The sequence below is a fragment of the Pseudarthrobacter sp. LMD1-1-1.1 genome (assembly GCF_040676255.1).
Lineage (GTDB): Bacteria > Actinomycetota > Actinomycetes > Actinomycetales > Micrococcaceae > Arthrobacter.
Map to the genome: position 1 here is coordinate 225,533 of NZ_JBEGHP010000001.1, position 25,598 is coordinate 251,130.

At 68.9% G+C, this 25,598-nt stretch carries 32 protein-coding genes and 1 riboswitch; of the genes, 19 read left to right on the plus strand and 13 right to left on the minus strand.

The genetic code is table 11. From position 1 onward, the window contains the following. Positions 1-10: 10 nt before the first annotated feature. From acsA to MRBLMD1_RS01100, 6 genes are read left to right on the plus strand one after another with little or no spacing between them, the layout of a single operon-like run. The gene (gene acsA / locus MRBLMD1_RS01075) at positions 11-1,864 is read left to right on the plus strand and encodes an acetate--CoA ligase (protein WP_364396639.1); all 1,854 of its coding nucleotides are present in this window, start codon (positions 11-13) and stop codon (positions 1,862-1,864) included. Then, on the plus strand, positions 1,861-2,922 hold the full coding sequence (pdhA, locus tag MRBLMD1_RS01080; protein WP_364396642.1) for a pyruvate dehydrogenase (acetyl-transferring) E1 component subunit alpha: 1,062 nt from the start codon (positions 1,861-1,863) through the stop codon (positions 2,920-2,922). The genes acsA and pdhA overlap by 4 nt, the downstream gene beginning before the upstream one ends. Then, entirely contained in the window at positions 2,919-3,899 is a 981-nt protein-coding gene (locus tag MRBLMD1_RS01085; RefSeq protein WP_364396645.1) for an alpha-ketoacid dehydrogenase subunit beta, read from the plus strand. Before pdhA ends, MRBLMD1_RS01085 begins: the two co-directional genes overlap by 4 nt. Then, positions 3,892-5,322, plus strand: a complete 1,431-nt coding sequence (locus tag MRBLMD1_RS01090; RefSeq protein WP_364396648.1) for a 2-oxo acid dehydrogenase subunit E2 — start codon at positions 3,892-3,894, stop codon at positions 5,320-5,322. Before MRBLMD1_RS01085 ends, MRBLMD1_RS01090 begins: the two co-directional genes overlap by 8 nt. Before the next feature lie 28 nt (positions 5,323-5,350). Next, entirely contained in the window at positions 5,351-5,593 is a 243-nt protein-coding gene (locus MRBLMD1_RS01095) for an acyl carrier protein (RefSeq protein ID WP_364396651.1), read from the plus strand. A 6-nt stretch (positions 5,594-5,599) separates the two neighbouring features. Further along, complete coding sequence (locus tag MRBLMD1_RS01100; protein ID WP_364396654.1) at positions 5,600-6,598, plus strand: alpha/beta fold hydrolase; 999 nt, start codon at positions 5,600-5,602, stop codon at positions 6,596-6,598. A 16-nt stretch (positions 6,599-6,614) separates the two neighbouring features. Here the strand turns inward: MRBLMD1_RS01100 and MRBLMD1_RS01105 are convergent, their stop codons facing one another. The 7 genes from MRBLMD1_RS01105 to MRBLMD1_RS01135 all read right to left on the minus strand — a co-directional run bounded on the left by MRBLMD1_RS01105 (position 6,615) and on the right by MRBLMD1_RS01135 (position 12,022). Next, a complete protein-coding gene (locus MRBLMD1_RS01105) occupies positions 6,615-7,889 on the minus strand; it encodes an MFS transporter (RefSeq protein ID WP_364396657.1) in 1,275 nt (424 codons plus the stop codon). Positions 7,890-8,006: 117 nt separating this feature from the next. Further along, positions 8,007-9,407: an MBL fold metallo-hydrolase gene (locus tag MRBLMD1_RS01110; RefSeq protein WP_364396660.1), complete on the minus strand. Its 1,401-nt coding sequence runs from the start codon at positions 9,405-9,407 to the stop codon at positions 8,007-8,009. A 113-nt stretch (positions 9,408-9,520) separates the two neighbouring features. After that, on the minus strand, positions 9,521-9,883 hold the full coding sequence (locus MRBLMD1_RS01115) for a thioredoxin family protein (protein ID WP_364396663.1): 363 nt from the start codon (positions 9,881-9,883) through the stop codon (positions 9,521-9,523). A 52-nt stretch (positions 9,884-9,935) separates the two neighbouring features. Beyond that, positions 9,936-10,232, minus strand: coding sequence for a rhodanese-like domain-containing protein (locus tag MRBLMD1_RS01120; RefSeq protein ID WP_142117518.1), 297 nt, complete (start codon positions 10,230-10,232; stop codon positions 9,936-9,938). 53 nt (positions 10,233-10,285) lie between these two features. Continuing rightward, the gene (locus MRBLMD1_RS01125; protein WP_364396666.1) at positions 10,286-10,627 is read right to left on the minus strand and encodes a rhodanese-like domain-containing protein; all 342 of its coding nucleotides are present in this window, start codon (positions 10,625-10,627) and stop codon (positions 10,286-10,288) included. A gap of 22 nt (positions 10,628-10,649) precedes the next feature. Next, positions 10,650-11,408 (minus strand): sulfite exporter TauE/SafE family protein, encoded by a 759-nt coding sequence (locus MRBLMD1_RS01130; protein WP_364396669.1) that lies wholly within the window; start codon positions 11,406-11,408, stop codon positions 10,650-10,652. After that, complete coding sequence (locus MRBLMD1_RS01135; protein ID WP_364396672.1) at positions 11,405-12,022, minus strand: rhodanese-like domain-containing protein; 618 nt, start codon at positions 12,020-12,022, stop codon at positions 11,405-11,407. The genes MRBLMD1_RS01130 and MRBLMD1_RS01135 overlap by 4 nt, the downstream gene beginning before the upstream one ends. Before the next feature lie 123 nt (positions 12,023-12,145). Here MRBLMD1_RS01135 and MRBLMD1_RS01140 point away from each other — a divergent pair, with 123 nt between their 5' ends. From MRBLMD1_RS01140 to crcB, 7 genes are all read left to right on the plus strand, one after another. Continuing rightward, positions 12,146-12,403: a metal-sensitive transcriptional regulator gene (locus MRBLMD1_RS01140; protein WP_043452296.1), complete on the plus strand. Its 258-nt coding sequence runs from the start codon at positions 12,146-12,148 to the stop codon at positions 12,401-12,403. 45 nt (positions 12,404-12,448) lie between these two features. Beyond that, positions 12,449-12,865, plus strand: coding sequence for a DUF302 domain-containing protein (locus MRBLMD1_RS01145; RefSeq protein WP_364396675.1), 417 nt, complete (start codon positions 12,449-12,451; stop codon positions 12,863-12,865). Positions 12,866-13,048: 183 nt separating this feature from the next. Then, on the plus strand, positions 13,049-13,720 hold the full coding sequence (locus MRBLMD1_RS01150; protein ID WP_364396678.1) for a haloacid dehalogenase type II: 672 nt from the start codon (positions 13,049-13,051) through the stop codon (positions 13,718-13,720). A gap of 34 nt (positions 13,721-13,754) precedes the next feature. Beyond that, positions 13,755-14,582: an alpha/beta fold hydrolase gene (locus MRBLMD1_RS01155; RefSeq protein ID WP_364396681.1), complete on the plus strand. Its 828-nt coding sequence runs from the start codon at positions 13,755-13,757 to the stop codon at positions 14,580-14,582. Positions 14,583-14,630: 48 nt separating this feature from the next. Beyond that, positions 14,631-14,717, plus strand: a riboswitch (Fluoride riboswitch). A gap of 71 nt (positions 14,718-14,788) precedes the next feature. Next, positions 14,789-15,337: a universal stress protein gene (locus MRBLMD1_RS01160; RefSeq protein ID WP_364396684.1), complete on the plus strand. Its 549-nt coding sequence runs from the start codon at positions 14,789-14,791 to the stop codon at positions 15,335-15,337. Continuing rightward, a complete protein-coding gene (locus tag MRBLMD1_RS01165; RefSeq protein ID WP_364396687.1) occupies positions 15,337-15,864 on the plus strand; it encodes a fluoride efflux transporter FluC in 528 nt (175 codons plus the stop codon). The genes MRBLMD1_RS01160 and MRBLMD1_RS01165 overlap by 1 nt, the downstream gene beginning before the upstream one ends. Further along, on the plus strand, positions 15,861-16,238 hold the full coding sequence (gene crcB / locus MRBLMD1_RS01170; RefSeq protein ID WP_364396690.1) for a fluoride efflux transporter CrcB: 378 nt from the start codon (positions 15,861-15,863) through the stop codon (positions 16,236-16,238). Before MRBLMD1_RS01165 ends, crcB begins: the two co-directional genes overlap by 4 nt. A 48-nt stretch (positions 16,239-16,286) precedes the next feature. Here the strand turns inward: crcB and MRBLMD1_RS01175 are convergent, their stop codons facing one another. Beyond that, positions 16,287-17,021 carry a CDP-alcohol phosphatidyltransferase family protein gene (locus tag MRBLMD1_RS01175; RefSeq protein WP_364396693.1) on the minus strand — a complete coding sequence of 245 codons (735 nt, stop codon included), beginning with the start codon at positions 17,019-17,021 and terminating at the stop codon, positions 16,287-16,289. A 42-nt stretch (positions 17,022-17,063) separates the two neighbouring features. Then, positions 17,064-17,492: a hypothetical protein gene (locus tag MRBLMD1_RS01180; RefSeq protein ID WP_364396696.1), complete on the minus strand. Its 429-nt coding sequence runs from the start codon at positions 17,490-17,492 to the stop codon at positions 17,064-17,066. A 145-nt stretch (positions 17,493-17,637) separates the two neighbouring features. Here MRBLMD1_RS01180 and MRBLMD1_RS01185 point away from each other — a divergent pair, with 145 nt between their 5' ends. Next, positions 17,638-18,183 (plus strand): YceI family protein, encoded by a 546-nt coding sequence (locus MRBLMD1_RS01185; RefSeq protein WP_364396699.1) that lies wholly within the window; start codon positions 17,638-17,640, stop codon positions 18,181-18,183. A 26-nt stretch (positions 18,184-18,209) separates the two neighbouring features. Here the strand turns inward: MRBLMD1_RS01185 and MRBLMD1_RS01190 are convergent, their stop codons facing one another. Then, positions 18,210-18,956, minus strand: a complete 747-nt coding sequence (locus MRBLMD1_RS01190) for an ABC transporter permease (protein WP_364396702.1) — start codon at positions 18,954-18,956, stop codon at positions 18,210-18,212. 141 nt (positions 18,957-19,097) lie between these two features. On the opposite strand from MRBLMD1_RS01190, the gene MRBLMD1_RS01195 reads away from it, so the two are divergent. Next, positions 19,098-21,074, plus strand: a complete 1,977-nt coding sequence (locus MRBLMD1_RS01195; protein WP_159633205.1) for an amino acid transporter — start codon at positions 19,098-19,100, stop codon at positions 21,072-21,074. Here MRBLMD1_RS01195 and MRBLMD1_RS01200 read toward each other — a convergent pair. Beyond that, positions 21,043-21,438, minus strand: a complete 396-nt coding sequence (locus MRBLMD1_RS01200; RefSeq protein WP_307489000.1) for a hypothetical protein — start codon at positions 21,436-21,438, stop codon at positions 21,043-21,045. The two genes, MRBLMD1_RS01195 and MRBLMD1_RS01200, sit on opposite strands and share 32 nt — an antisense overlap. A 139-nt stretch (positions 21,439-21,577) precedes the next feature. On the opposite strand from MRBLMD1_RS01200, the gene MRBLMD1_RS01205 reads away from it, so the two are divergent. Further along, a complete protein-coding gene (locus MRBLMD1_RS01205; protein ID WP_364396706.1) occupies positions 21,578-22,096 on the plus strand; it encodes a GNAT family N-acetyltransferase in 519 nt (172 codons plus the stop codon). Between the two features lie 129 nt (positions 22,097-22,225). On the opposite strand, the gene MRBLMD1_RS01210 is transcribed toward MRBLMD1_RS01205, so the two are convergent. Together MRBLMD1_RS01210 and map are read right to left on the minus strand one after the other, a co-directional pair. After that, entirely contained in the window at positions 22,226-23,146 is a 921-nt protein-coding gene (locus tag MRBLMD1_RS01210) for a phosphotransferase family protein (RefSeq protein ID WP_224026904.1), read from the minus strand. Between the two features lie 66 nt (positions 23,147-23,212). Further along, positions 23,213-23,986 (minus strand): type I methionyl aminopeptidase, encoded by a 774-nt coding sequence (gene map, locus MRBLMD1_RS01215; RefSeq protein ID WP_275179974.1) that lies wholly within the window; start codon positions 23,984-23,986, stop codon positions 23,213-23,215. 144 nt (positions 23,987-24,130) lie between these two features. Between map and MRBLMD1_RS01220 the strand changes: the two genes are divergently transcribed. The 3 genes from MRBLMD1_RS01220 to MRBLMD1_RS01230 are packed head-to-tail and all read left to right on the plus strand — an operon-like array spanning position 24,131 to position 25,586. Further along, positions 24,131-24,481 (plus strand): ArsR/SmtB family transcription factor, encoded by a 351-nt coding sequence (locus tag MRBLMD1_RS01220; protein ID WP_255175643.1) that lies wholly within the window; start codon positions 24,131-24,133, stop codon positions 24,479-24,481. After that, positions 24,478-25,179 carry an aquaporin gene (locus MRBLMD1_RS01225; protein ID WP_364396709.1) on the plus strand — a complete coding sequence of 234 codons (702 nt, stop codon included), beginning with the start codon at positions 24,478-24,480 and terminating at the stop codon, positions 25,177-25,179. The genes MRBLMD1_RS01220 and MRBLMD1_RS01225 overlap by 4 nt, the downstream gene beginning before the upstream one ends. Next, on the plus strand, positions 25,176-25,586 hold the full coding sequence (locus tag MRBLMD1_RS01230) for an arsenate reductase ArsC (RefSeq protein WP_364396711.1): 411 nt from the start codon (positions 25,176-25,178) through the stop codon (positions 25,584-25,586). The genes MRBLMD1_RS01225 and MRBLMD1_RS01230 overlap by 4 nt, the downstream gene beginning before the upstream one ends. The last annotated feature ends 12 nt before the right edge of the window (positions 25,587-25,598 follow it).

Consider the following 25,598-nt stretch of genomic DNA (forward strand, 5'->3'; position numbering starts at 1 on the left):
AAGGAACATGATGGACCAGAGGAGCACCATGACCGCCGGAGTTGAGGGTGCCACGCGCTGGTCTGCCATCACCAAGGACGTGGCCGCCTTCCCGGTCCGGCCCAACCTGCTGGATTACGATGCCGCCCGGCGGGACTTCAGCTGGGACCAGGCACGGCAGGCGCTGGCCGGGCTGCCCGGAGGCCGGGGCCTGAACATCGCCTACGAGGCCGTGGACCGGCACGTGGCGGAAGGCCGCGGCGGCAAGGAGGCCCTGCGGTTCGTGATGGCCGACGGCGGCACCCGGTCCCTGACCTACGGCGGCCTTGCGGACGGGTCCGGCAGGTTCGCGGCGGTGCTGCAGGGCCTGGGGGTGGGGCGCGGCGACCGGGTCTTTTCGCTCCTGGGCCGCAGCCCCGGGCTGTACACCGCCGTGCTGGGCACCTTCAAGAACGGCAGCGTCTTCTGCCCGCTCTTTTCAGCCTTCGGCCCCGAGCCGGTCCGGCAGCGGCTGCACCTCGGGGCCGGCCGGGTACTGCTGACCACCCGGGCGCTGTACCGCAGGAAGGTGGCGCCGGTCCGGGACTCCCTGCCCGACCTCCGCCACGTCCTGCTGGTGGACGCCGACGGCAGCCCCGAACCGGAAACCCTGGACCTGGCCGAACTCCTGGCCCAGGCTGACCCCATCGGGGAGATCGCAGACACCCAGCCCGAGGACATGGCCCTGCTGCACTTCACCAGCGGCACCACCGGCACGCCCAAGGGCGCCATCCACGTCCACGACGCTGTCGCCGCCCACTACGCCACCGGCCGCTTCGCGCTGGACCTGCACCCGGACGACATCTACTGGTGCACCGCCGATCCGGGCTGGGTGACCGGCACGTCCTACGGCATTATCGCCCCGCTGGTGCACGGCGTCACCGCCATCGTGGACGAGGAGGAACTGGACGCCGACCGCTGGTACCGGATCCTCGCCGAGCAGCACGTCACCGTCTGGTACACCGCGCCCACGGCGCTGCGGATGCTCATGAAGGCCGGCGCCGGGCGGGCCGCGGGCCATGACCTGTCAGCGCTGCGCTTCATCGCCAGCGTGGGGGAGCCGCTGAACCCGGAGGCCGTGGTGTGGGGCCAGGACGTCCTGGGCCTGCCCGTGCACGACAACTGGTGGCAGACCGAAACCGGCGGGATCATGATCGCCAACTACCCGGCCATGGACATCCGGCCCGGCTCCATGGGCCGGCCGCTGCCCGGCATCGAGGCGGCCCTGGTGGCCCGCGACGCCGACGGCAAACCCATCGTCAAAGACGGCCAGGCAGTCCTGGTCACCGGGCCGGACACCATGGGCGAGCTGGCGCTGCGCCCCGGGTGGCCGTCCATGTTCCGCGGCTACCTCAACGAGGAGGAGCGCTACCGGCGCTGCTTTGCCGGCGGCTGGTACCTCACCGGCGACCTGGCAAAGCGCGACGGCGACGGCTACTTCTGGTTCGTGGGCCGCGGCGACGACGTCATCAAGTCCTCCGGCCACCTGATCGGCCCCTTCGAGGTGGAAAGCTGCCTCATGGAACACCCGGCCGTGGCCGAAGCAGGCGTGATCGGCGTGCCGGACCCCGTGGCCGGCGAGGTGGTCAAGGCCTTCGTGGAACTCAAACCCGGCAACGAGCCCACGGAGGAGCTCCAGCTGGAGATCATCGGCTTCGCGCGGAAACGGCTGGGCGCCGCCGTGGCACCCAGGCTGCTGGCCTTCACCACCACCCTGCCCAAGACGCGCAGCGGCAAGATCCTGCGCCGGCTCCTGAAATCCCGCGAGCTCGGTCTCCCGGAAGGCGACACCTCAACGCTTGAATCCCCGGCAGGGGCTGCCGTACCTCTGAAGGACCAGCCATGACCACGCTGAGGAGCCGGGGCATCCCGGACGCGGAGCACGCCGTGCACCTGCTGCGGCAAATGCTGCGGGTACGCAGGCTCGAGGAAAAATGCATCGAGCTCTACAGTGCCGCCAAGATCCGCGGCTTCCTGCACGTCTATATCGGCGAGGAAGCCGTGGCGGCAGGGGTGATGGAAGCCCTGGAACCGGAAGACGCCGTGGTGGCCACCTACCGCGAACACGGGCACGCCCTGCTGCGGGGCGTCTCCGCCGGGGCCATCCTCGCCGAAATGTACGGCCATGCGGAGGGCTGCTGCCGGGGCCGGGGCGGCTCCATGCACCTCTTCGATGCCGCCACCCGCTTCTACGGCGGTAACGCGATCGTGGCCGGCGGGCTGCCACTCGCCGTCGGCCTGGCCCTCGCGGACCGGATGGCCGGGCGCCAACGGGTGACCGTCTGCTTCTTCGGCGAAGGCGCCGTGGCCGAAGGCGAATTCCATGAAAGCATGAACCTGGCCGCGCTGTGGCAGCTGCCGGTGCTGTTCTGCTGCGAAAACAACCTCTACGCCATGGGCACCGCCCTGGGCCGCTCCGAATCCCAGACGGACATCGCCCTCAAAGCCGCCGGCTACGAGATCTCGGCGTGGGCGGTGGACGGCATGGACGTCCTCGCCGTCGAGGAGGCCGCCCGGCGCGCCGTGGATGCCGTGCGGGCCGGCGGCGGCCCACACTTCCTGGAGCTGCGCACGTACCGGTTCCGCGCCCACTCCATGTTCGATCCCGAGCTGTACCGGGAGAAATCCGAGGTGGCCCGGTGGATGGAACGGGACCCCATCAGCCTGCTGCAGTCCGCCATGCAGGCGGCGGGCCAGCTCCCGGACAAAGACTGGGCCGCGCTGCAGGCGGAAGTGGACGCGGAGATCAGCACCGCCGTCGGCTTTGCCGAGAACGGAACACCGGAGCCGGTGTCCGAGCTCAGCCGGTTCGTCTACAGCGACCGGCCGGACGACGGCAGCGCAGGCGGCGGGGGTCCGGAGGAGCAGGGCACGACAGCAGGGAAAGGCGGGGCTGCAGGATGAAAACCACGTACCGGGAAGCCATGCGCGCGGCCCTCCGTGATGCCATGACGCGCGACGAACGGGTGTTCCTCATGGGCGAGGACGTGGGCCGGTACGGCGGCAGCTTCGCCGTGAGCCTGGGCCTGCTGGAGGAATTCGGGCCTGACCGGATCCGCGACACACCCCTCTCCGAGTCCGGGTTCGTGGGCGCGGGGATCGGCGCGGCGCTGGGCGGGATGCGGCCCGTCGTCGAGATCATGACCGTCAACTTCAGCCTGCTGGCGCTGGACCAGATCATCAACAACGCCGCCACCCTGCTGCACATGTCCGGCGGCCAGTTCAACGTGCCCATCGTCATCCGGATGACCACCGGCGCCGGCCGCCAGCTGGGGGCGCAGCACTCCCACAGCCTGGAAGGCTGGTACGCGCACATCCCGGGGCTGCGCATCCTGGCCCCGGCCACGCTGGCGGACGCCCGCGGGATGCTGTGGACCGCGCTGCAGGATCCGGACCCGGTGCTGATCTTCGAGCACGGCTCGCTGTACAACGTCGCGGGGGAGCTCGACGACGATGCCGGCGCCGTGGGCATCGACAAGGCAGCGGTCCTGCGCGAAGGGGACGCCATCACGCTCATCACCTACGGCGGAACACTGCCCCTGGTGCTGGAGGCCGCGCAACAGCTGGACGGGGAGGGCATCGACGCCGATGTCATCGACCTGCGCACCCTGCGCCCCCTGGACGCCCACACCATCATGGACAGCGTGGCCAGGACGCACCGGGCCGTGGTGGTGGACGAGGGCTGGCGCAGCGGCAGCATCTCCGCCGAGATCGCGGCCCGGATCTGTGAACAGGCCTTTTTCGACCTGGACGCCCCCGTGGAGCGGGTGTGCAGCCTGGAGGTCCCCGTCCCCTACGCCAAGCACCTGGAGCAGGCGGCGCTGCCGTCGGTGGAACGGGTCATGGCCGCCGCACGAAGGGCCGTGGGCGCCGGTGGATGAGTTCCGGATGCCGTCCCTGGGCGCGGACATGGAGCACGGCAAGGTGGTGGAGTGGCTGGTCAAACCCGGGGACTACGTCCACAAGGGCGACCTCGTGGCGGCCGTGGACACGGACAAGACCGTCATGGACATCGAGTCGTTCCAGGAAGGCGTGGTGGCCGAGTTCCTGGTGGACATCGGCGACACCGTGGACGTAGGCACCCCCATCGCCAGGATCACCGCCACCCCGGCAGAGGTCCCGCCGGCGGCAGAGGTCCCGCCACCGGAACCGGAGCCGGGCACCAAGGCCCCGCCCCCGGTGCGGCACCTGGCGCACACCCTGGGCGTCGACGTCGGACGCATCAGCGGCAGCGGTGAGGATGGCGAGGTGACCAGGGCCGACGTCGAACGCGCCGCGGCTGCTCCAGCCACCCCAACGAGTCCGGAGAAAGCAGAACAGCCGGAAGCGCCGGGGCGGGACGAAACCCGCCGCGTGCGGTCATCGCCGCTGGCCCGGCGGCTGGCCGCGGAGCTCGGCGTCCACCTGCCGGGAATCACGGGGACGGGTCCCGGCGGCGCGGTGACGGAGGAGGACGTGCTGGCCGCTGTCCCGCCCAGGGGACGGCCGTCCACGGAAATGCCACCCAGCGAACCCGGCGCGGAAAAGCCGGCGGAAGCGCCGCCGTCGGAGGCTCAACAGCCGGAAGCCCAGCCACCGGAACCATTGCACGACGCCGGAGAGGCGCCCACGCTGAAACGCCCGACGGCGGCCGGTGGCAAGGCGGAAAGCCTGCGGCAGGCGGTGGGCGCACTGATGTCCCGGTCCAAGAAGGAGATCCCGCACTACTACCTGTCCACCACCCTGGACCTGGCGGCGGCGATGGCGTGGATGCAGGCAGCCAACCAGCAGCGGCCGGTCTCAGCCCGGTTGGTGCCGTCGGCCCTGCTGCTGAAGGCCACGGCGCTCGCGGCCAAGGAGGTGCCGGACATGAACGGCTTCTTCACCAAGGGCGCCTTCCATCCCGGCAGCAGTGTGCACCTCGGCGTAGCGGTGGCCCTCCGGCATGGCGGCCTGGTGGCCCCCGCCCTGCACGACGCCGACACCCTGACGCTCGATGAGCTCATGGTCCAGCTGCGCGACCTGGTAGGCCGCGCCAGGGCGGGCCGGCTGCAGCGGGCGGAGATGGCCGACCCCACCATCACGGTGACCAACCTGGGCGATCTCGGCGTCGAAAGCGTGTACGGGGTGATCTACCCGCCGCAGGTTGCCATGGTGGGCTTCGGCAAGGTCCTGGAGCAGCCGTGGGCACACCACGGGATGCTGGGCATCCGGCATGCCGCCATCGCCACGCTGTCCGCCGACCACCGGGTGAGCGACGGGCTCCGCGGCGGCCGTTTCCTGACCCGCATCGACGAGCTGCTGCAGGAACCGGGGAAGCTGTGAGCCGTCAACCCCGTAGCGAGGAGGAACCGTGAACGAACAGGACGCGCGCCAGGCAGTGGCGGCGGCGATCGGCAAAGTAGCCCCCGACGTCGAGTCCGAAGACCTGGAAGGCGGGGCAAGGCTGCGCCAGGACCTGGAACTGGACTCGCTGGATTTCCTCCACCTGGTGGAGGTCATCGCGCAGGCCACCGGAGTGGATATCCCCGAGGCGGACTATCCGGCGGTGGCCACCGTGGATGGGCTGGTCATGTACGTCGCCGGGCACGGGTGACGCCAGGTGGAGAACCCGGTAAAGCCGAGGCGGAGGCGCCGGCGCTGGCCCCGCCGCCTGGGCATCGCGGCGCTGGTTATCCTTGGCCTGGTCCTCGTTTCAACCGCCGCCAACCTGCTCCTGGAGCAGCGGGAGAAGGCTACCACCGCGCCTTACGGCGAGCGGGTCGCGGTGGCCGGGGGCTCCTTGAACGTGGTCCGGAACGGGAGCGACGGCGGGGCCGCCACCGCAGGCGGCCGCCAGGCGATCATCCTGCTCAGTGGTCTCGGAACAGCGGCGCCCGGCCTGGACTTCGCCCCATTGATCGGGGAACTCGGCGACTTCGACGTCGTTGTGGTGGAAGGGTTTGGCTATGGCTACAGCGATCTGGAAGCCAGCGCCCGGACCAACGAGCACATCAGCAACGAGCTTCATGAGGTGCTGTCAAAGCTCCAGGTCCGGCAGCCCTATGTCCTGGCCGGCCACTCGATTGCCGGGTTCTACATGCTGGACTACGCCAACCGGTACCGTCCGGAAGTTTCTGCGGTGGTGGGGATCGACGCGACCATACCCAAGCCCGGCAATGAGCCGGTGGCGGAGCCGGAGCCCGGCATCAACTGGGTGAAGCTGCTGGGCGCGGCCGGACTGGTCCGCGCGGTAGCCACCCTTGCGCCGGGCCTGGTGGAGCCGGACGGCAGCGCCTATTCGCACCAGGAGCTCCAGCGCATGCGCACCATGGCGATCTGGAACTTCGGCAATGCCGCCGTGGCCGATGAAACCGCCCGCATCGCCAACAACGCGGCTGCCCTCCGGGGCGTCGGCTATCCCGATGACCTGCCTGTCCTGGCCTTCATCGCCGATGAAAAGGATGGCAGGGCTGCTGCCAAAACGGCCGCTGCTGAGGAGCTGCTGAAGAACGTCAGCCGGCACCAGGTCCTGCCCCTTGACGGCGGGCACTACCTGCACTGGACGCAGGCCAAACGGATGGCGGCGGAGATCCGGCGGTTCGTTGCCCCCGCGGGCTGACTTCGGCGGACAGCCCTCAGCCGGCGTGGTCGTTCCCGCGCATCCGCACGGCAACCACCACGCCGGAGGCTGCGGTGAGCACCGCGACGGCGGCGATGGCGGCGGGGATGCCGTAGAGGTCGGCGAGGATGCCGGAGAGGAGTGCGCCCACGGCGAATCCGCCGTCGCGCCAGAGCCGGTACACGCCCACGGAGCGCGCCCGCCAGGCAGGATGGGCGACGTCGCCGATCGCGGCCAGCAGGGTGGGGTACACCAAGGCGGTCCCGAGGCCCAGGACGACGGCGGCCGCGAGCCACGGTCCGAAGCTGTGGGCTGATGCGACGATTCCCAGGGCCACGGCCTGGACCAGCATGCCGGCTGTGATGAACCATTTGCGGCCCCAGCGGTCGGAGGCGGCGCCGGTGACCAGCTGCGCGGCACCCCAGGCCGCCGGGTAGGCGGCGGCCAGGACGCCGATCTGGCCAAGGCTCAGCCCGGCACCGGCGAACAGGACGGGGAAGAGGCCCCAGGCCAGGCCGTCGTTGAGGTTGTTCACCAGGCCGGCCTGGCTGGCTGCGGACAGGGAACGGTCCTTGAAGCTGGTGAGGGTGAACACTTGGCCGGTGGTGAGGCCGGCGTGGGCGCTGTCCTGGCCCGTGACGTGCCGGGCCGCTTCGGTTTTGGCGTGGTGGTAGGTTTCCCGGACGGCCAGGACCGTCAGGCCCAGGCCGAGCGCGATGTAGGCGGCTCCGAGCAGGAAGGGTGCGGGGCGAAGGCCGTATACGGTGGCCAGGTAGCCGGTGGCCAGCGCGGTGGCGGCCACCCCGAGGTAGCCCGCGGCCTCGTTGAAGCCCATGGCCAGGCCGCGCTGCCTGGGGCCAACGAGGTCCATTTTCATGATGACGGCGGTGGACCAGGTGAGGCCCTGGCTGATGCCCAGCAGCACGTTGGCCGCTACGATCCAGCCCCAGGACGGGCCGAAGATGAGCATGAGCGGCACGGGAACAGCCGCCAGCCAGCCGGCGATGAGGACCGGCTTGCGGCCGTACCGGTCGGAGAGCGTGCCGGCGAAGTAGTTCATCGCGGCCTTGGACAGGCCAAAGGCCAGGATGTACGTCAGCGCGCCCGTGTAGAGGTCCAGGTGGAATTCCTGGGAGGCCAGCAGGGGCAGGACGGTGCGTTCCTGGCCCAGCGTGCCGCCTACCAGGGCATTGACGGCAACCAGCAGCATGAACTGCGCCAGGTTCTGCCGCAGGCCCAGCACTGCTGGCGTTGCATCCATGCTGCGGCGGGGGAGTGCTGTGCCGGGCATCGGTGGTTTCCGTTCTGTTTTGGGCAAAAGGGTGGCCCGGGCAGGAGGGGGACGCGCCCGGGCCGGAAGCCCGGGCAGGAGGGGGGTCCTGCCCGGGTGGTCTTGCGGGTGGCCTGGTTAGACGGCGGGGACGCTGTTCTGCCAGGCGTTCCATGCGGCGTAGCTGCCGTCGAGTTCGACGACGTCGTACCCGGCACGGCGCAGGGCGCTGGCAGCTACGGAGTTCCGCACGCCTGACTGGCAGTAGGACACGATGGTGCCGCCGGCGGGGAGTTCATCCAGGTGCCACATGACGCGGCCCCCGCTGAGCTGGTACGAACCCGGGACATGCCCGGCCTTGTGCTCGGTCTTGTTGCGGACGTCCAGGATCATGACGGCGTCGAACTTTTCGAGGTCCTCGGGCTGGATCAGCTTCGGGGTGAAAGTGGGCAGTCCCTCGATCCCGGTGACGTAGCCGGCCACGTTGTCGATGCCCACGCGGACCAGGTGGTCCCACATCTCCTGGGCCTGCTCCTGGTCCTTGGCCAGCAGCACCAGCGGGTTCTTGTCCGTCTCCGGATTGACCACCCAGGCGCCGTAGCTGGCTACTGACTTGCCGGCCGGGACGTTCAGGGACCGGGCCACGGTGCCTTGGTGGACCTCGGCGTTGGAGCGGGTGTCGATGAACGTCAGGGTGTCTTCTGCCAGGCCTGCTGCGACGATTTCGGTGGAGAGCTCGGGCAGCGGGGTGCGTTCGCCCATGACGGCCGGGCCTACGCGGTTTTCGCGCTTCATGCGGCCGAAGTAGGCGTGCGCGTCGGGCTGGCCGTCCAGGAGCTCGTCGATGAAGCCCTGCTCGTCGTTGGCGGCCATGTAGGGGCCCCACCAGGCGTAGAGGCGTTCGTAGCCCACCGTGGAGGACGGGATGGCACCGAGTGCCTTGCCGCAGGCGCTGCCGGCGCCGTGGGCCGGGTGGACCTGGACGTAGTCCGGCAGGGTGAGGAACTTGTCGCGCAGGCTGGCGAAGAGCTGCTTGGCACTTTTGAAGCGGGTGTCGATGCCGCCTGCTGCTTCGTCCAGCAGGTCGGGCCGGCCCAGGTCGCCGGAGAAGACGAAGTCTCCGGAGAGCAGGTAGCCGGGCTGGTCGCTGAACGCGCCGTCGGTGACCAGGAAGGACAGGTGCTCCGGGGTGTGTCCGGGGGTGTGGACTGCCTTGATGCTGATGTTGCCCAGGGCGATGGTGTCGCCGTCGTACAGCCGCTCGCCGTCGAACTCGTACTGCCAGTCGGGCCCGCCCTCGCCGGAAACGTAGATCCTGGCGCCGGTGGCAGCGGCCAGCTCGCGGGTGCCGGAGAGGTAGTCGGCGTGGATGTGGGTCTCGGTGACGGCCACGATCTTCATGCCGTTCTTCGCAGCCAGGTCCTGGTAGACGGCGATGTCGCGGCGGCCGTCCACCACGATCGCTGCACCCTTGGCCTGGCAGCCGATCAGGTAGCTGGCCTGGGCGAGGTCTTCGTCGTAAATGCGCTCGATAAGCATCTGGTGCTCTCCTTCGGGAAAGGGGATTGGGAAGTTGTTCTGCAATCAGTATAGATACCCCGGGGGGTATCCCGCAACGGGGCGTATGCGACTGTCTGGGCCGCCATGGTGGGTCAGGCGTGCTGGTGCCCGGCTTCGGTGCGGAGTTTGTCCATGTCCAGGTTTTTCACGGCCTGGATGACTTCCTCGAGTCCGGTGGCGTTGAGTGCTCCGGGCTGGGAGAAGACCAGGGTCTTGTCCTTGAACGCCATCAGGGTGGGGATGGAGGTGATGTTCGCTGCGGCGGCGAGGGCCTGTTCGGCCTCGGTGTCCACCTTGGCGAAGGTGGTGTCCGGGTGCCGTTCGGCGGCGGCGCCATAGGTGGGGGCGAACATGCGGCAGGGGCCGCACCAGGCTGCCCAGAAGTCGACGAAGACGATGTCGTTGTCCTCCAGGGTCTGGGCGAAGGATTGGTCGGTGATGTCGATGGTTGCCATGATCTGTCGTGTCCTTTCGGGCGGTTGGGGGTGGGTGCCCTGCGGCCGGGGGCTAGGTGGTGGGGAGTCCGGCGCGGGTCCAGGCGGTCATGCCGCCGGCCATGGTGTCTGCCTTGTAGCCGACTCCGTTGAGGGCATCGGCGACGGCGGCGCTGCGGTTGCCGCTGCGGCATACGGCGATCACGGGGACGGCCGGATCCAGCTCGCCCAGGCGGGCCTGCAGTTGGCCCATGGGAATGTGCAGGGCGCCGGGGATCATGCCCTCGGCGACCTCGAAGTCCTCGCGGACGTCGAGGATCCGGGCGGTGGAGCGGCGCTGTTCGGCTTCGGTGATGGTGATTTCAGCCATGGTGTTTCTCCTTCGAAGTGGTTTTTGGCTGGTGTTAAAGCGGTGGTGGTTGCCTAGCGGACGGGTTCGCCGGCCTGGCGCCAGGCGGCCATGCCGCCGCGCACCGAGTAGGCGTCGTAGCCCTTGGCGGCCAGGAGCCGGGCTGCTGAGGCCGAGCGGACGCCGGAGGCGCAGACGGCGATCACCGGACGGGCTTTTTGGATGCCGGCGGTGCTGGCCTGCAGCCTGTCCAGGGGGACATGCTTGGCCTGCGGCGCGCGGCCGGTCCGCCATTCCTGCGCTGACCTGACGTCGATGAGCGTGGCCCCGGAACCCAGGAGGTCCTTGGCCTGCGCTACGGAGATTGTCTTGTAGGGCTTGCTGAAGGCCTTCTTGAGGGAATCGATCAGTCCCATGGTGTTCTCCTCTATGGATGGGTCAGGCGGTGACCGTGCCGGCGGTGACCCACGCCGCGACGGCGAAGATGAGTACCGCAAACGAGATGCGAATGTGCTTGTCGTGCAGGTGGCGGGCAAACCGGGCGGCAACCACCGATCCCACGATGGCCGGGATGGCGAACGCCAGGGTGGTGGCCCAGTCGATGGTGTAGCCGGCCGCGTGGGCGCTGAACCCTGCGGCGGAATTGACCACGATGATCGCCAAAGATGTTCCAACGGCCTGCTTCATGCGCAGGCCCAGGAAGATGGTCAGCGCGGGGGTGATGAGGAAGCCGCCCCCCACGCCAAGCAGCCCGGTGAGGAACCCGACGAGCAGGCCCACCCCCACGGCCTTCGGGGCGCAGGACCGGAAGGCCCGGTGCGGTCCGGTGCTGCAGGAGCCTTCGCTTTCGCGGGGTTTGCTGAGCATCCGGATGCCCGCGGCCACCATGATCACGGCGAATGCCAGCATCAGGATGTTCGGGTCCAGCAGCTTGCCTACGGCCGCTCCGGCCCAGGCTGCCGGGATGCCGGCGGCGCCCACCATGGCGATCACGGGCCAGTTCAAGCCCTCCCGGGTCCGGGGAAGCAGGGCTGCCAGCGAGGAGATGCCCACCACCAGCAGTGAGGTGGGAATGGCCTGGGCGGGGCTCATGCCCACGCCGTACACCAGGGCCGGAACGGCGATGATGGACCCGCCGCCGCCCACAACGCCCAGTACGACGCCGACGACGAGCCCCAGTCCCAGGGCCGGGATCATGCCGCAGCGCCCTCTTCAGCCGTCTGCACGGGAAGCTGCAGGATGGCGCTTTCGCGGGTGGGTTCCTGGGCGGCCTTGTTCCACGGCATGGCCGAGAGGGCCTTGCCCATGGCGCAGGTGTTGGTCGCGGCCGAGAACGTCAGCCCGGTGCCGATGGCGCCGGCCAGCATGCGGACTTTGGGGGAAACGAACTTGCCCCCCATCAGGCCCAGCATGACCAGCGAGCCTGCGGCCATGCGGACCTGGCGTTCCAGGTCCCAGCGGTCCTTGCCCTTGACCACGTCGCCGCCGGCGGCAGCAAAGCCGGGAACCCCGCCGGTGAGCACGTAGGCGGTGTCCAGGCCAACGGTGGCCATGCGCTGGCGGGCCTGTTCGGCGCGGACGCCGGACTGGCAGACCAGGACCACGCGGGACCCCAGCCTGGCGGCGAGTTCGTCGGTGTGCTCGGAGAGCAGCGGCAGCGGCACGTTGTAGGAGCCGCGGATGTGCATGGATTCGAATTCAGCGGCGGACCGCACGTCGATGACCACGAGGTCCTGGTGCTCTTTGATCCAGGACTGCAGGGTGTCGGGGGCGAGTGCGGTGACGGCGGTTGCCTTGGAGGGGGAAGTCATAAGTGGCCTCTCGGAAGGGGTCGGGTGAATACCCCACCGAGTATTACAGATACCCCCGGGGGTAGTCAAAACACCCATGGGGGTATATAGTTGGGGCAGCACCTCATCGATGGAGACCCCCTTATGGAACTGAACCCAACCGAACTCACACCCGTGATCAACCGCCTCAAGCGCGCCCAGGGCCAACTCGCCGCCGTCACCCGCATGCTCGAGGAAGGCCGGGACTGCAAGGACGTCGTCACCCAGCTGGCGGCCGTGTCCAAGGCCCTTGACCGGGCCGGCTTCGCCATCATCGCCACCGGGCTGGAGCAGTGCATCGTCCAGAAGGACGAAACCATGGACCGGAAGGACCTGGAGAAGCTCTTCCTCTCCCTCGCCTAACCAGCCCGCCGAAACACCGGACCGCCTGCACATTTGAGGAGCACCATGACGTACACCCTGGCCACCACCGTCTCCCTTCCCTGGGCCGAAGCGCTGGAACGCACGCGCGAGGCCCTTGCCGCGCAGGGGTTCGGGATCCTGACTGAAATCAACGTCCGGTCCACCTTCGAAGCCAAGCTTGGCGCCGAAGCCGCGGACGCCGTCGGGGATTACGTCATCCTCGGGGCCTGCAACCCCGCCCTTGCCAGCCGCGCCCTCGCCGCCGAACCCCAAATGGGGGCCCTCCTGCCCTGCAACGTGGTGGTGCGACGGGCGGCTGATGCCGCCGAGACGACCGTTGAGGCCATCGACCCGCAGACCATGGTGCAGCTCAGCGAAGCCCCTTCGGTCAAGGAAGTGGCGGACGACGCCGGCACCCGCCTGCGCAAGGCCCTCGCCAGCCTGGGCCAAGCAGGAGCCTAGGAGTCACCGGCCGCCCCGCAGTGGCCCCCTCTGGCGACACCCATAGATATCCGTGACGCCCATATTCCATGGCGCACGGATTATTTGGGTAGCGTCCCGGAATGTTGGGTAGATATCAGGGGAACCCGCGCGCGCTTGTGAAGGAGCACGCGGGAACCGCACGCGGAAGAGGAGGGGGAACTTATGCCGGCACCACTGGTCATCGTTTTTGATGTCAACGAGACCCTCTCAGACATGGCCCCGCTCGGGGAAGCATTCGCTCAGGTCGGGGCACGCCGCGAACTGGCCAAACTCTGGTTCGCCACGCTCCTGCGGGACGGATTCGCCCTCACCGCCAGCGGGGACAACACGGCCTTCGCCGCCATCGGCGCCGACGCACTCCGTACCCTGCTGGCAGCCGAAGGGGTCTCCGGGAACCTGGACACCGCCGTCGAACGCGTCATGGCTGCCATGCAGAACCTCTCCCTTCACCCGGATGTCCCGGACGGCATCCGGGCCCTGGCCGCCGCCGGGCACCGGCTGGTAACCCTGACCAACGGTGCGGCGGCCAACACCAACAAGCTGTTAATTGCCGGCGGCGTCAGGGACAAATTCGAGCTCCTCCTCTCCGTGGAGGACGCCCCTGCCTGGAAGCCGGCCAAGGCCGCGTATGAGTATGCGGGAACGTCGGCCGGGGCGGATCCGGCCGGGATGCTGCTGGTCGCCGTGCACCCCTGGGACATCCACGGCGCAGCCAGGGCCGGACTTCGGACTGCCTGGATCAACCGGACTGGCGCCCGCTACCCGTCGTACTTCCAGGCCCCGGACTTCGTCATCCCGGCGCTCACCGCGCTGCCGCCGGCACTCGCCGCGTAGGCACAACCCGCACGCACGGAAACGGAGACCACCCATGGCAGCACACGCCGTCGAGCGCCGCACTGTTGAGGTGGACGGCGTTCCGCTGTCCTACCTTGCCGCGGGGGATGACGCCGCCCCGCCGTTGATCCTGCTGCACGGCACCTTCTGGAGCCGCGTGTGGCAGCCCGTCCTGCCGGCACTTGGCGAACGCAGCCGCTGCTACGCACTGGACTTTCCGGGGTTCGGCCGCAGCGGGGGAGAACTAACCGTCGAGCAGGCCACGGTCCCTGCCCTCGCGCAGACAGTGCTCCACGCCGCGGATGCCCTGGGCGTGGGGCAGTTCGACGTCGCCGCCCATGACATCGGCGGTGGCGTGGCGCAGCAGCTCGCGGCCACCAGCGGGAGGGTCCGCAAAATGGTCCTCATGAACGCTGTCATGTTCGATTCCTGGCCGGTGCCCGCCGTCGAACGTTTCCGGGACCCCGCCGTGCGCAGGAACACCAGCGGGGAGGATCTCCTCGCCGCGCGCCGCAAGTCCACCCAGGCGTGTGCCAGCCGCACCTTCAGCGACGAGGAGCTGGCGGACTACCTGTCACCCTGGCAATCCCCGGCCCGCGCGCGTTCCTGGATGGCCATGGCAGCGGCCGCGGATTCCCGGTACACCCTGGAACTGGTGCCTGCCCTCAAGGAAGCGGCCATACCCACGCGCCTGGTGTGGGGACGGGACGACGACTTCCAGAAAATAGCGTTTGCCCGCCGGTACATGGACGAGATTCCCAACGCGGACCTCGTTCAGGTGGAAGGCAAGCACATCCCCACCGAAGACTCACCGGATGCCATCGCAACAGCAATCCTGGATCACCTCGCCGGCGCTCCGTAAACCTGGGCTGCCGTCACGGTGGCGGACGCCTCGGGAATGCCTGTAGTCTCTGTGCACGGTGATGGATCCCGCCGGAAGACCCGCGCAACTGCACGGTCTTCGAACCGCCGCCTGGCTAATGGTTCCTGCCTTTGCTGAAACGAAGGCAGGTGACCCATGCCCGCACCCGGCCCAGTCTTCCTGCCCCACCCCGAACAGGAGAACGCATGACTGAGCCCGAGAAACCACACCCCCGTACCGGCGGCATGCCATACGTTCCTCAGAAGATCAGCGGCCCGGTACTCATGGGGGTGGTTCCGGGCCAGCCGTTGGCCGTCGCCCACCGCGCCGCCGAGCTGGCGTACAGCCTGGGCGTGAAGCTGGTCTGCGCCTACGTGGACGTCACCACCTACCTGGCTGAAGAGCCCGACGGCAGGGTGGAAGCCCGCCCCATCGACCCCGACGGGATTGATGACGACATCGAAGGCATCAGCGCCTCCATCGCCGGCCACCTCCGCGAAGCCCTGGACGCCACAGGGATCGACTGGTCCTTCGTGACGCTGGCCGGGGACCCTGCCAGGGCGCTGGGACGGCTGGCGGAAACCACTGACGCGTCCGTCATTGTGGTGGGCACCCGGGAACGCGGACTCGGGGCGCGGCTGGAGGAACTGCTCGTGGGATCCGTGGCAGTCCATCTCACCCACCGCCAGCACCGGCCCGTCCTGGTGGTCCCGCTGGCCCCGCACCCCAGGCACCAGCCGAAAGCGGACCACTGATGGAGCAGCCCGTCCCCAGGACCACAGCAGCCGCCGGCGCAGACCAAGGCACGCTGGGCGAGGCACGCATCCACCGGCCGGTCCACCTGCACCCCGGATTCGTCCTGGTGGTCATCCTTGGCGGCACCTTCGGCGCCCTGGCCCGTTACGGGCTGGGCAGCATCCTGCCCGCGCCGGGCGGCTGGCCGGTACCCACCCTGGTCATCAACCTGGCGGGGGCGTTCCTGTTGGGTGCCCTGCTTGAGGCACTGGTCCGCCGGGGCCCTGACGCTGGACGGCTCCGGCTGGTCCGGCTGCTGGTGGGCACCGGTTTTCTGGGCGCCTTCACCACCTACAGCACCCTGGCCGTGGAAGCCACCACCCTGTTCAGTGCCGGCCGCAGCGCAGACGCCATCATCTATGTGGCAGCCTCCGTGCTGGTTGGAGCCGTGGCCACCGTGGCCGGCATCCGGCTGGCAGCAGCCCAGCATGCCCGGACCAGCTCCCGGCCACGCACAGCCGGCCCCCCGAAGGAGGGAAACCGGTGAGCCCCCTGGCCATCATCCTGCTGGGACTCGCCGGCGGGCTGGGAGCTGCCACCCGCTTCATGGTCGACGGCCTGGTGCGCGCCAAGATCAGGACCGCCCTGCCGGTAGGGACCATCGCCATCAACGTCACGGGATCGTTCCTGCTGGGCCTGGTGGCCGGCGCCGTGATTATGCATGCAGCGCCGCCCGAGCTGCAGGCCATCGCCGGTACCGGATTCCTGGGCGGCTACACCACCTTCAGCACGGCAAGCTTCGAAACCGTCCGCCTGGTCCAGTCCGGCCGCGCGGGCCTGGCCCTCCTCAACGCCCTGGGCACGGCAGCGGCCGCCGTGGCCGCCGCTGCCGGAGGCTTCGCCGCCGCGGGGCTGCTGTAACGGGACGGGCTGCTGTGACGCGACCGGGCGGCAGCGTACCCACACCAACTAGGCAACCGCGGCCGGCACACCCTGGAGTCCGGCGCGGTGCCGGTGTTCCAGTTGGACCACGTCGCGGGTAAAGGACAACGCGAGCAGGGCCAGGGCGAGTGCCGGTACCGACGCCGCGGCAACCGCAGGGACCCCGGGGAGGAGCGCGAACAGCAGCGCGAAGGGCTGGAACGCGCCAATGGCTTTGCGGGATGCGCTGGGCGGCAGCGCCACCCGAAGGTGCGGCCGGACGAGCCCCGCGGCGACGAACGCGTAGTACATGGCCCCGATGCCCAGCGTCCAGGGGCCCGCCACGGGAGCGGCGGCAACGGACAGTACCAGCACCAGGGCGGCGTCGGTGGCGGAATCGAACCGCGCCCCGGCAGGCGACGAGGTTCCGGTGCGCCGGGCCACCACACCGTCCAGCCCGTCCAGCAGGAACGCGGCGCCGCCCAGGACGGGGAGGAGCAGGTCTGCGCGGCGGCCCGTGAACAATTGCGGGACGGCCAGCACCGCGCACAGGGCCACGAGGATGGCGCGCAGCAGGGTGACCCGGTCTGCCGGCGTTGAGAACCGGGGGATACGGCGCAGGACAGAACCGGCGGCGGCCACGGCCACCAGGGCGCCCGCGCACAGTCCGGCCAGCTGGAGGACCGGCACGGTGGGGGACAGGGACGTCAGCCAGAGGGCCGACAGCACATAGATGGAAACGGCGCCGAACGCATCCGGCACCGCCCGTTCAGCCGCGCCCATGTGCCACCTCCCCTTGCATGCTAACAACGGCGGGGGTGATGGTCACGGGCGGCGGCGCCGGGCCCGAAGCCTGGCGCCGTCGTCGGACGTTCTCCTGCTGCCGCCACGGACCAGGCCGGCGAAGGCCAGCACCGCGCCGGCTCCCTCGGCAACAGCGCTGAGGGTCTTCGAGAAGAACCAGACGGGGTCGTACATGGCGGGTATGGGTCCGATGGCCGGGATGTCCACGTACCTGTACAGCACGACGGCGGCGAACGCGCTGAGGGCAACCACCAGGGCCACGGCATAGGAAGCCCTGCTGCCGCGGACCAGGACATAGACGCCGGCCACCAGCGCCGCGGCGGCTTCGAGCACGAACAGGGTGCCCTGGCTGACAGTGCCAGGCTGCGCGTTCTGGTAGCCCGGGGCCAGGAAGAGGTGGACGCCGGCATCAATGAACAGCGCCAGGGCGGTCAGTAATCGTAGAGCCACGCTTATGTATACGCCGGAAGTTCCCTTCCGGTTCATACGGCCCTGTTTTCCGTGTGGGTTTTGGGGGGAATATTTAGGGGCATCCGCAGTCTTGCGCCTGTAGCGGGCGGCTGAGCCTGCGGCCCTACGAGTAAGGAGAACTGCCATGACCCTTCCCAAGGAACTCACGCCTGGTACCTGGACCCTGGACATGTCCCACAGCGAGATCGGCTTCAGCGTCCGCCATGCTGGGATCAGCAAGGTCCGGGGCCGTTTCACCGAAGCCCAGGCCGAGGCACGCGTGGGCCAGTCCCTGTCGGACTCGTCGGTGCACGCCACGGTATCCACCGCCAGCTTCAACTCCGGCGACGCCAACCGTGACGCCCACGTACGCGGCGAAGACTTCTTCGACGTCGAGAAGTACCCCGAGATGACCTTCCGCGGCACCTCCATCGAAGGGGACGGCGAGGAGTACACCCTGACCGGGGACCTCACCATCAAGGGCGTCACCCGGCCCATCGAGCTGGAAGTCGAGTTCACCGGCGTTGCCGTTGACCCGTTCGGCGCCACGCGGGCCGGCTTCTCCGCCGAGACAGAGATCAGCCGGAAGGAATTCGGGCTCACCTGGAACGCTGCGCTGGAGGCCGGCGGCCTGCTGGTCAGCGACAAGGTGAAGATCAGCCTGGAAGCGGCCCTGGTCAAGCAGGGCTGACGCAGCAGTTCCGCGGCGCCCGTCTGCTAGGGCGCCGCGGGCCGGACCTTCACGTTGCCCAGCGAACGGATCAGCGCCACCGCGGTGATGGACCCGGCGGCCATGATCGAGGCGAGCACCACCACCTGGAACCGGCCCGCTTCCAGGGGTGAGGCGCCGCCGAAGATGGCGCCCACGAACGCGCCCGGCAGCGTGACCAGGCCGGTGGTCTTGGTCTGGTCCGTGGACGGGATCAACGCCGAATGCACCGCCTGCCGGGCTTGGATCAGGGTGGCCTGCCGGGGTGTTGCGCCCAGCGCCAGCCAGCCCTCCACCTGGTCCCACTGCTCCACTACTGCCTCGAAGAAGCGGCGGCCGGCCAGGGTGGCAATGGTCATGGAGTTGCCGATCACGATTCCGCCCACCGCCAGCGCGTACCGCGGGGAGAACTCGATGGCGCCCGTTCCGAACACGACCCCCAGCGTCACCAGGATGCCCGCGGCCATGGTTGCCGCCACCAGCGCAAAGCGCCGCCAGGACCACGTGAGCCGGCGCGCCGCCGTCACGGACGCCACGCTGAACATCACCAGCAGGGCCACCCCAACCCACAGGGGACTCGTGATGACACCGCCCAGCACCAGGCTGATCACCGCCAGCTGGGCCGCGCCGCGGAGGATGGCCAGGGCGGGGGAGAGGTACGACGGCGTCCGCGCGCCCCACAGGATGCCCACCGTGAGTGCCGCCAGGATGGCAACGGCCACCAGGGTGGGCAGCAGCGCGGCGAGGGTTGGCATGCCGCCAGCTTACTGACCGCACTGCGTCGTAGATCACGCGTCAAGGAATCATTAAGAAATGCCTTTTCGGCGCTCCCGCCCTTTTGGCCGGTGCTAGCTTCGCAAGGGTCGCGATGCAAAGGGCAGCGCGGAAAGGCAGACATGACCACGTTGAGCAGGCCCCCGGCGGATCCGTCCGCGCCCCACGCCCACGGCAGGAAGGCGCTCCAGGACTGGCTGCTGTTTGGGCTGCAGGACAGCAAGGGCGCCCACCCGGGTCCCGGCGGCGTGCCGACGCAGCACGAGAAGAAGCATTCGTGGTGGCAGGTCATGTGCCTGACGGGCGTGGACTACTTCTCCACCCTGGGCTACCAGCCGGCCATCGCCGCGCTGGCCGCAGGGGTCATCTCCCCGCTGGCCACCCTGGTGCTGGTGGCGGTGACCCTGCTCGGCGCCCTGCCGGTGTACCGCAGGGTCGCCGGGGAAAGCCCCCGCGGTGAAGGCTCCATAGCCATGCTCGAGCGGCTGCTGCCCCGATGGGGCGGCAAGCTCCTGGTGCTGGTCCTCCTGGGGTTCGCCGCCACCGACTTCATGATCACCATGACCCTCTCGGCCGCCGACGCCACCGCGCACCTGCTGGGCAATCCCGTGGCGCCGGGCTGGCTCCAGACCCAGAACGTCCCCGTGACGCTCTTCCTGCTGGCCCTGCTGGCAGCGGTGTTCCTGCGGGGATTCAAGGAAGCCATCGGCGTCGCGGTGGTCCTGGTGGTTCTCTACCTGGGCTTGAACGCCGTGGTGGTGGTCGCCACCCTGGCGCAGGTGCTCACGCACCCCGCGGCCACGGGGGACTGGTGGACCAACCTGTGGGTGTCGCACGGAAACCCGGTCATGGCCGTGGCCATCGCGCTGCTGGTGTTTCCCAAGCTGGCCCTGGGCCTCTCCGGCTTCGAAACCGGCGTGGCCGTGATGCCGCAGGTGCGGGGCGCTGAGGACGACACGGAGGAGAACCCCGCAGGCCGCATCCGGGGCGCCCGGCGCATGCTCACCACCGCCGCTGTGATCATGAGCGTTTTCCTGCTGACCACCAGCTTCATCACCGTGGTTCTGATCCCGGAACAGGAATTCCAGCCCGGCGGCCAGGCCAACGGCCGTGCCCTGGCCTTCCTGGCGCACGAATACCTGGGTGTGGGCTTCGGCAGCGTGTATGACATCAGCACCATCGGCATCCTCTGGTTCGCCGGCGCCTCGGCCATGGCAGGGCTGCTGAACCTGGTGCCGCGGTACCTCCCGCGCTACGGCATGGCTCCGGCCTGGGCCAAGGCTGTGCGGCCCCTGGTCCTCGTCTTCACCCTGATCGGCTTCCTGATCACCTTCATCTTCAACGCCGACGTCGACGCCCAGGGCGGCGCGTACGCCACCGGCGTCCTGGTGCTGATGACTTCCGCCGCGGTGGCCGTCACGCTCTCGGCGCGCCGGCGGAGGCAGCGGAACCTCACGGTGGGCTTCGGCGTCATTTCGGTCGTGTTCGCGTACACCACGGTGGCCAACATCTTCGAACGGCCCGAGGGCATCCGGATCGCCGCCATCTTCATCCTCGGCATCATCGTCATCTCGCTGCTGTCCCGGGTCCGCCGTTCCTTCGAGCTGCATGCGACCCGGGTTCATCTGGACCAGCAGGCCCTGGAGTTCATGTCCAGCGCCCTGGACGGGCCCATCGCCATCATCGCCCACGAGCCGCTGCGGATGTCCGCGGAGGCCTACCGGGACAAACTCGAGTCAGCCATCGAGGTCAGCCATCTCCCGCTGGCAGGTGACGCCCTGTTCCTGGAGGTCGTCGTGGACGACTCCTCGGATTTCGAAACCGAACTGCACGTCCGCGGCGTGAACCGGCACGGGTACCACATCCTGGAAGTCCACGGTCCGGTGGTGCCCAACACCATCGCCTCCGTGCTGCTGCACATCAGGGACGTCACTGGCCTGATGCCGCACATCTACTTCCGCTGGACCGAGGGCAACCCCATCACCAACCTGGTGCGGTTCCTGTTCCTGGGCGAGGGCGAGATCGCGCCGGTGACCCGTGAGGTGCTGCGCGAGGCCGTACCGGACGTCACCCAGCGGCCCTGGGTCCACGTGGGCTGATGGGCTCCACCGCGGCCGCAACCCGGGCGGCGTCAGCCAGGCTGGACGGGGCGTTCGCGCTGAAGGCTGCCTCGGCGTCGTCCTCCCAGACGCCTGCCGCTAGCACCACAACGTGCACCATGTCGCCGTAGGAATCGTTGCAGGCAAGGATGTCGCCGGGAACCCGGTGCGGATGCGGGCCGGCTGAGGGCCAGGGCTGGAAGATGACCCACCACGGGTCCCCGTCCTGGTCCGGGAAGGTGTAGCCGGCCACAGGATGAAGGGCGCGCCCGTTCAGCCCGCGTCCGCCGTAGCCCTCCACGGCGTCGGCGGACGCGGCGAACTTGACCCTGCCGCGGTCCGCTGGCTCCTCATCCCACCGCATCTGCCCTCCCTGGCTCCTATGCCTCCATCAAAGGGCCGCACGGGTGGAATCGGGGCGGGCGGGCTGTTTTATTGACGAATTTTTTACGCCGCCGCCTGCCTGGGCGGTGGCCCGCGGGCGCCACACCATAATGGGATCCATGGACAGCCCCGTGACCATCCGCCCCATGTGCCCCGATGACTGGGACGCCGTCCACGCAATTTACGCCGCCGGCATCGCCACGGGGGAGGCGACGTTCGAGAGCGAGCCGCCCACCTGGGAAGCGTTCGACGGCGTGCGGTTGCCTGAGCACCGGATCGTCGCCGAGGATGCGGGGCGGGTCCTGGGCTGGGCCGCCGTGTCCCGGGTTTCCTCCCGCGAGGTGTACCGGGGCCTGGTGGAGCACTCCATTTATGTTGACCCGCAGGCCCAGGGCCGGGGCGTGGGCCGGCTCCTGCTGGCCGCCCTGATCGAATCCACGGAGGCGGCGGCCATCTGGACCATCCAGTCCAGCATCTTTCCCGAGAACGCCGCCAGCCTGGCGCTGCACCAAAAGCTGGGCTTCCGGGTGGTGGGGACCCGGGAGCGGATTGCGCAGATCAGCCATGGCCCCAAGGCCGGGCACTGGCAGGACACACTGCTGCTGGAGCGCCGCAGCGGCGTGGTGGGGATGGAATAGCTCCTACCGCGAGGGCAGGGTCAGGATCTCTGCGCCGCGTCCGCCCAGGTTCAGCACGCGATAGCCGACTCACCTGCTGCGGCGCAGGGGTGATCGAAGCATGCGGAATTGCCGGCGGCGCAGTTCACGTCACCCCAGCAACGCCTCGAGATCCGGAAGCCGGCAGAACAAGTCGGGGAGGCCGCGCACCCCGTCGCGCACGGACTCATGCGACAGCGCGAGGTCTGGCCCGGTGCTTGCCTCAACACCGGCGAGGCACCGGAGGATGTTCCACCTCGTGTGCCCCAGCCAGCCGCCGATTATGAACGCAAACCAGCTTGGACCCGGCGGCGGCAGCGTTCCGCCCCCTGCCACATAGCCGTCGAGAACCGAGCGGAAAATGGCGGGCCTGATGTCATCGACGCCGGGCCCCTTCGCAAGGCTCAGCGCGGTCGATCCGAGCTCGCCGGACAGGTCGAGCATCCCCGAGAGTTCCCAGTCGAGCACCACCGGCCGGCCTTCTCGAGCCAGCAGGTTCCACGGTTGGATGTCTCTGTGCGTCAGAACGACTGGGCCTGGCCGATTGCAGGTGTCAACGAAGCGGGCAATCGCGAGGAACGTTTCGACCTGGGAGGCGAGCTCTGCAGCCCACGGTTGTCCGGTCGCCGCCGCCTGGACGGCGAGCTCAGCCCAGTCCCTTGACGCCTGCTCCTCGATCAACGCGTCGCTCCACGCGACGTCAAGCGAATGGATACGCGCGAGAATCTCACCGATCTCAAACGCGTAGCTCGCCGACACCGGCGCTTCGGCCTTCCCGCCATCGACCCATCGGTGAACGAGTGTGTTGTGGTCGGCCGAAATCGGCTCTGGCATCGGAATGCCGGCAGCGAAGGCGGCCCGCTCAAACCGGAGCACGTCCTTGATGCGATAGGGCCAGCGGCGATCGACCAGGTTCAACTCCTTCACCGCGAACGACCCATCGTCAGTGTCGAGCCGGTACATCCGGTTGGCGAACCCGCCATGGACGCGAATCATCGGCCCGACGGGCACGCCGAGATGCGAAAGGTTCACCTCCCCATTTTAGGAGGCGGCGGTTGGTCGATGCCCGAGGTGAACGTGGTGGGGACGGAACAGCTCCTACCGCGAGGGCAGGGTCAGGATCTCGGCGCCGTCCTCGGTGATGGCGATGGTGTGCTCGGTGTGCGCCGTCCGGCAGCCGGTGGCGCTCCTGAGGGTCCAGCCGTCGTCGTCCGTTACCAGCTCTGCCGTGTCCGCCATGATCCACGGCTCCAGTGCCAGCAGCAGCCCGGGCCGCAGCTTGAAGCCGCGGCCCGGCCGCCCCGTATTGGGGACGTGCGGATCCTGGTGCATGGTGGACCCGATCCCATGGCCGCCGAACTGCGTGTTGACCGGATATCCCGCATCGCTGAGGACCCGGCCGATGGCGTAGGAGATGTCGCCGATCTTCGCGGCCGGCCCCGCGGCGGCTATTCCGGCGGCCAGTGCCCGCTCGGTGGCCTCGATCATGGCCACGCTCTCCGCCGGGCGTGATTCGCCCACAATGAAGCTGATGGCGGCGTCGGCGGCCATCCCGTTCTTGACGACGGCGAGGTCCAGGGTCAGCAGGTCGCCGTCGGCCAGGTCGTAGTTGTGGGGGAGTCCGTGCAGCACGGCATCGTTGACGCCCGTGCAGATGTAGTGCCCGAACGGGCCCCGGCCAAACGACGGGGCGTAGTCCACGTAGCAGGATTCGGCCCCGGCCTCGGTGATCATCTCCTTGGTCCACTGGTCGATGTCCAGGAGGTTGGTGCCCACCGTGGCGCGGCTCTTCATGGCCTGCAGGATGTCCGCCACCAGGGCGCCGGTCTCCCGGGCGCGGGCCACTTCAGCGGGGTTCAGGATCTCGATCATGGTGGCGCCCTTCATCTCCGGCCGGTAAATCTACGGGCCATCCTATTTGTCCTTTCTCCGCGCGCCGCAAGGGAAGAGCGTAATCAGCGGGAAAATATGGGGATTGCCAAAGACATAGATGAATGTAAATATTTATGTGTGTCTATGTCCCTGAAGCTGACCCCTGTGGAAGCCGCGGCGTGCTGCTCGCCGCTTGCGCGCGAGCCGTTGACCGAGCCGGAAGCGGAAGGAGTCGTCCCACTGCTGAAGGCGCTGGCCGATCCTGTCCGGCTGCGGCTGATGTCCCTGGTTGCCTCCCATGAGGGCGGCGAGGCCTGCGTCTGCGACCTGAACGATGCCTTCGAGCTGTCCCAGCCCACCATCAGCCACCACCTGAAGATCCTGCACGAGGCGGGGCTGCTGGACCGGGAGAAGCGCGGCGTGTGGGTCTACTACCGGGCCCGGACCGAGGCGCTGCAGAACCTGGCGGCCCTGATCGGCGGGCAGGCAGCGTGAGTGTGCTGGGCCGCAAAGCTGCTGCGGAGTTCGTGGGCACCGCGTTCCTGGTCATGGCGGTGGTGGGCTCGGGCGTCATGGCCTCGCGGCTTTCACCGGACGACGCCGGGCTGCAGCTTCTGCAGAACAGCCTCGCCACGGGTGCCGCGCTGGTGGCCCTGATCGTGGCACTCCAGCCGGTCTCGGCGTCGTTCAACCCCGTGGTGACCCTGGTGGAACGGGCCCTGGGCCTGATCGATACAGGGACCACCGCGGCGTTAGTGGCCGCCCAGGTTCTGGGCGGCCTGGCCGGCACCGTGGCGGCGAACCTGATGTTCGGGCTGGACGCGGTCACGCTTTCAACTCACGTCCGCACCGGTCCCGCGCTCTGGCTGGGCGAGGTCATCGCCACCGTAGGGCTTCTGGTGGTCATCTTCGGCACCGTCCGCTCCGGCCGGGCAGACCGGGTCGCCTTCGCCGTCGGCGGCTACATCACCGCAGCGTACTGGTTCACCAGCTCCACCAGCTTCGCCAACCCCGCCGTGACCATCGCCCGGACGGTCACGGACACCTTCGCCGGCATCGCGCCGTCGTCGGCCCCTGCCTTCATCCTCGCCCAACTGTTGGGCGGCGCCGCCGGGTACGTCCTGGTCCGGTTCCTTTACCCACCCCTCGCAACTCCCGCCGTCGCCACGGCTGACCGAAAGGTGCTCTCATGAGCCAGAAGCCCTCCGTCCTGTTCGTCTGCGTCCACAACGCGGGCCGGTCCCAAATGGCGGCCGCCTTCCTCACCACGCTGTCCAAGGGCGCCATCGAGGTCCGCTCCGCCGGATCGCAGCCGGCCGAGAAGGTCAACCCGGCCGCCGTCGAGGCCATGGCCGAGGTGGGCATCGACATGTCTGCCGAGATCCCCAAGGTCCTCACCACTGAGGCCGTGAAGGATTCCGACGTGGTGATCACCATGGGCTGCGGCGACGAGTGCCCCTACTTCCCGGGCAAGCGCTACGAGGACTGGGTCCTGGAGGACCCCGCTGGCAAGGGCGTGGACTCCGTCCGGCCCATCCGCGACGAGATCAAGACCCGCGTCGAATCCCTCATTGCCTCCCTTATCCCTGCTTCGGCCTGAAAGGTTGTTGAC